Here is a 4,676-nt window from a genome sequence, read left to right on the forward strand (position 1 = left end):
ATTCCCTCCATTGTAATATAAGGATAATTCTCATAAATATAAAAATCTATCTTTGCAGCCTCACTGCCTTTACCCTTGCTGGTAAATATTACATGATAAGATTTTATTGCATCGTCAGGTATTTCTTTAAAATAATTGTCGAATTTCTTATCATTAACATTTTCTACGCTCATCCCTATAAAATTACTAAAATAATCTAGCTCTTCTTGTTTTTCTGTTTCAGCAATTTTTATATTGTTAGAATCAAATATTTCAATTTTGTCTTGTTTTTTCCTGCTCCTACAAGAAGTGAGAACTATTAAAAAAGCAATAACAATAGTCATAAATACAAGTCTTTTTTTCATTTTAAACCTCCGAATTAAATTATCGTAAAACTATAGCTACTTTTTTTATTATTTTAAAACAATTGTTTTAATTTGTCAATATATCACTTAGAATTTTTAATAAAAAAATACTCTCTTAGCTAAATAATAACTTTAGAGAGTATGATTTATAATTATTAACTTTTAGAATAGTAAATGAGTTAGAATTACTATTACCGGAAGAGTAATTAGGGTTCTTTCTAAAAAGAGGACGAAGATATCTTTTAGATTAACTGGGATTGTTGATCCTAGGATAACTGCTCCTGTTTCTGACATGTAGATTAGCTGGGTAACTGATACAGCTGCTACAACGAATTGGGTGAATTCTGATGTAATTCTTTCGCTTGCAATGATTGATGGAACAACCATGTCCGCAAAACCAACTACCATTGTCTTACTTGCTTCCGCAGCTTCTGGAACCTGGAGAAGGTTTAAAATTGGTAAAAATGGCATGCCTAACCATGTAAAAATCTGAGTTTCTTCAGATAATACTAGGGCAAGTGTGCCTGCCGCCATGATTATTGGTGTTACACCTAACCATAGGCTTAAAACTGTATCACGACCGTTTATTAGGAATTGTTTAAGATCTAGGTTCTTTTCTGCCTTTAAAACTGCTAGTTGAGTTGCCCATTCCAGTCTGGTGAAGTTTTCTGGAATTACTTCTTCGTTTGGATTTTCAGGTTCTCTTAGTCTTACATCTCTTTTACCTGAAAGAGGTGGGATTCTTGGAACAATTAAGGCTGCAACAATTCCTGAAATACCAACAATTAAGTAAAATAATCCAAATCTGTCAACCATATTTATATTTGATAATACTACCATACAAAATGTAATAGATACGGCTGAGAAAGTTGTGGAAATGATTGCTGCTTCTTTTTCTGTATAATTTCCTTCTTCATATTGTTTAGCTGTAAGGGCAACACCTATGGTACCGTCGCCTATCCATGAAGCCAAGCAATCGACTGCTGAACGGCCTGGAAGTTTAAATACAGGTCTCATTAACTTTGATAAAAATATTCCAACAAACTCTAGGATACCAAACTCTGTTAAGAATGGTAGGATAAAGCCTGCTACTAAAAATATTGTCAAAAGTCCACCGATAAGCTCATATAGGATTAATCCACCTGTACCTTCAGACCATATCATTTCTGGTCCGATTTTGAAGGCTGTCATGTATCCTATTATCGCACCTGCTATCCTTGCAAAAAGCCAAAAAGGTGTAATATCAGATATTTCCTTTAGGATTGGTGATTTTTCTATAAAATTTGGTTTTGAAATTGTGTATAAAATTGCAAGTAGAGTTGAAATTGTAATACAAGCTAGGGCTACGATGTGAATCGGTATAATAGAATTTATTGCTTGATTTAAAAATTTTGAAATTACTGATACTGCAACAGTTGATCCACCATCACCCGTTTTAAACGGCGTCATTAGTAAAAGAACTCCTATAGCTGAGGGAATCACAAATTTTAAAACCCTAGCTGCTGTTATTTTTTCTTTTTTTATTGTCATTTTTTACCTCTTAATTTAATAGCTCTCCAAAATATCTTATGTAATTGTCAAGCCTTTGTACGTTTACATAACCTGGTTAAATTATATTCAAATTGATAATTCCATGATTTTAATAAATTTATAATTCTAACTAGGCTTTCTCAAGTTGTTATAGATACTTAATATTTATTAATAATAAAATTTATTTTTTCCTAGCTCAAGCTCGGCTAGGACTTAGCATTTCCTCCTTCCCTTTACTACGTTAATAAGCATCGATTTTCTTATATTTTATGTTATCATAAAAATAATATTTCTGCAAGATATTTTCTCTAAAGCCTATTATTTAAGTATTAAATTGATGAGAAATTATTTTTGAGCAAAGAAAAACTGCTACACCTAGTGTAACAGTTTATTAGCTTATTTATCTTTTTTGTATGGAGATTCATCTACTGGCCATGCTTCAGCCTTTTCTGGTCTTTCAGTTTTTTCAGGCTTTTCTAATAGAGCCTTTCTTGAAAGGTTAATTCTACCTTGTCTGTCGATTTCAGTAACCTTAACAGTCACCTTATCTCCTACCTTTAGTTCATCTTCTACCTTAGCTACCCTGTGGTGGGCGATTTGGCTGATATGAAGAAGTCCTTCCTTACCAATAGCTATTTCTACAAAGGCACCGAAATTCATAAGCCTTACTACTGTGCCCTCAAAAACGTCGCCTGGTTTTGGATCTGTAACAATTGCCCTTATCATCTCAATGGCTTTTTTACCACTTGCACCATCGTTAGATGCGACAGTGATGTGACCGTTATCTTCTGTCTCGATTTTTACTCCTGTGGCATCGATAATCTTGTTGATATTCTTTCCACCTGAACCAATTACATCTCTTACCTTTTCTGGATCAATGTCGATTGTATATAGTCTTGGTGCATAGTCAGATAACTCTTCTCTTGGCGCATCAATTGCAGATTCGATTACATCTAATATTCTAAATCTTGCATCTTTAGCATCCGCTAGTGATTGTCTTAGGACTTCTTCTGTGATACCTGATATTTTCATATCCATTTGTAGGGCTGTGATACCTTCACGAGTACCTGCTACCTTAAAGTCCATATCGCCTAGGTGGTCTTCAAGACCTTGGATGTCTGTAAGAATAGAAATTGAGTCGTCTTCCTTGATTAGACCCATAGCTATACCTGCTACTGGCTTTTTAATTGGAACACCAGCATCCATTAAAGATAAAGTTGAACCACAAATTGAAGCTTGAGAGCTTGAACCATTTGAAGATAAAACTTCAGATACAACTCTGATTGTGTATGGGAAGTCTTTTTCGTCTGGAAGTACTGGCACAAGGGCTCTTTCAGCTAGATGGCCGTGGCCGATTTCACGTCTGCCAGGACCTCTTAGAGGTCTGATATCTCCTACACAGAAAGGTGGGAAATTGTATTGGTGCATATATCTTTTTTCTACATCTTCGATATTTAAACCATCTATTAACTGACTATCAGCTGGTGAACCAAGGGTTACAATTGATAATACTTGGGTTTGACCTCTTTGGAAGAGTCCAGAACCGTGAACTCTTGGAAGTACTCCAGCTTCTGCAGAAAGTGGTCTAATTTCTGTCATTTCCCTACCATCAGGTCTGATTTTATCAATAGAAATCATCCTTCTGACTTCTTTTTTCATGATATCATCGATTCTTCTATGGATTTCATCTTCTGTCTCTGGGAAGTCAGCGAGGAATTTTTCCTTTGCTTCTTCTTCTATCCTAAAGATGTTATCTTCTCTTTCAGTCTTATCTGTTGTCCTAATTGAAGCTTTGATTTCTTCTTCGAAAGAATCTGAAATTAGTCTATCAAGCTCAGTTTCTTCGTGAGCTTCTACTTCTTTTTTAGGAAGACCAATATCATCTATAATTGTTTGGATAAAGTCAGAAATATCTCCTATTTCATCAAGGGCAAGTAGCATTGCTTCAAGCATTTCGCTTTCGTCAAGCTCGTTTGCTCCAGCTTCTACCATGTTGATTGCACCTTTTTTACCGGCAACAGTAAGTTCAAGGTCTGATTTTTTCCTATCTTCTTCATTTGGATTTACAACAAGTTTGCCATCAACCTTTCCTACCATACAAGCCCCAACAGGACCATCAAATGGAATATCAGAAATACCTAAGGCAATTGATGCACCTATGGTTGTTAGTGGATCTGGAAGGTGGTCATGGTCCATAGAAAGTACTGTTGCAATGATTTGAACATCATTATAATAATTTTCTGGGAAAAGTGGTCTAAGAGGTCTATCCATTTGCCTTGCAATTAAGGTTGCTTCGTCACTTGCCTTGCCTTCTCTTCTTAGGAAGCCTCCTGGTATTTTACCTACTGCATAAAGTTTTTCTTGGAAATCGCAAATAAGTGGGAAGAAATCTATTCCCTCTCTTGGTTTTTCGCTTGCAACTGCAGTTACTAATAAGCTAGTATCTCCGCTTTGGATAAAGCAGGCGCCGTTGGCTTGCTCCGCATACTTGCCGATAGTTACCTCAAAGTCATAGCCGTTTTTTGAAGTGTATTTGTAATTTTTGATCATTATCTCTCCTATATATAAAATAAGGCGGGAAAATCCCCGCCAAAATAATTAACCTCTTAGTCCAAGTCTATCGATAATTGATCTATATCTATCAATATCATTATCTCTTAGATAGTTAAGCATACCTCTTCTACGTCTAATCATCTTGTATAATCCACGTCTAGAAGAATGGTCTTTTGTGTTTGATTTTAAGTGTTCAGTTAAGTCAGCTATTCTCTTTGAAAGGATAGCGATTTGTACTTCTGGTGAACC

At 35.3% G+C, this 4,676-nt stretch carries 4 protein-coding genes; all 4 read right to left on the bottom strand.

Annotated elements, in window-relative coordinates; genetic code table 11:
- Window positions 1-344: hypothetical protein (locus RQ893_RS08180; protein ID WP_311482530.1), on the bottom strand; the 344-nt coding region annotated here is incomplete at its 3' end.
- 162 nt (window positions 345-506) lie between these two features.
- Entirely contained in the window at window positions 507-1,874 is a 1,368-nt protein-coding gene (locus RQ893_RS08185) for a YjiH family protein (protein ID WP_311482531.1), read from the bottom strand.
- 396 nt (window positions 1,875-2,270) lie between these two features.
- Window positions 2,271-4,424: a polyribonucleotide nucleotidyltransferase gene (locus tag RQ893_RS08190; protein WP_311482532.1), complete on the bottom strand. Its 2,154-nt coding sequence runs from the start codon at window positions 4,422-4,424 to the stop codon at window positions 2,271-2,273.
- Between the two features lie 48 nt (window positions 4,425-4,472).
- Window positions 4,473-4,676: 30S ribosomal protein S15 (gene rpsO / locus RQ893_RS08195; RefSeq protein ID WP_311482533.1), on the bottom strand; the 204-nt coding region annotated here is incomplete at its 5' end.

The sequence above is a fragment of the uncultured Anaerococcus sp. genome, from assembly GCF_963510915.1.
In the GTDB taxonomy this organism is placed as follows: Bacteria; Bacillota; Clostridia; order Tissierellales; family Peptoniphilaceae; genus Anaerococcus.

What these genes read in the sequence shown, in the direction of transcription:
- RQ893_RS08190 (WP_311482532.1), bottom strand. Translation starts at nt 4,424, where the DNA reads ATGATCAAAAATTACAAATACACTTCAAAAAACGGCTATGACTTTGAG.
- RQ893_RS08185 (WP_311482531.1), bottom strand. Translation starts at nt 1,874, where the DNA reads ATGACAATAAAAAAAGAAAAAATAACAGCAGCTAGGGTTTTAAAATTT.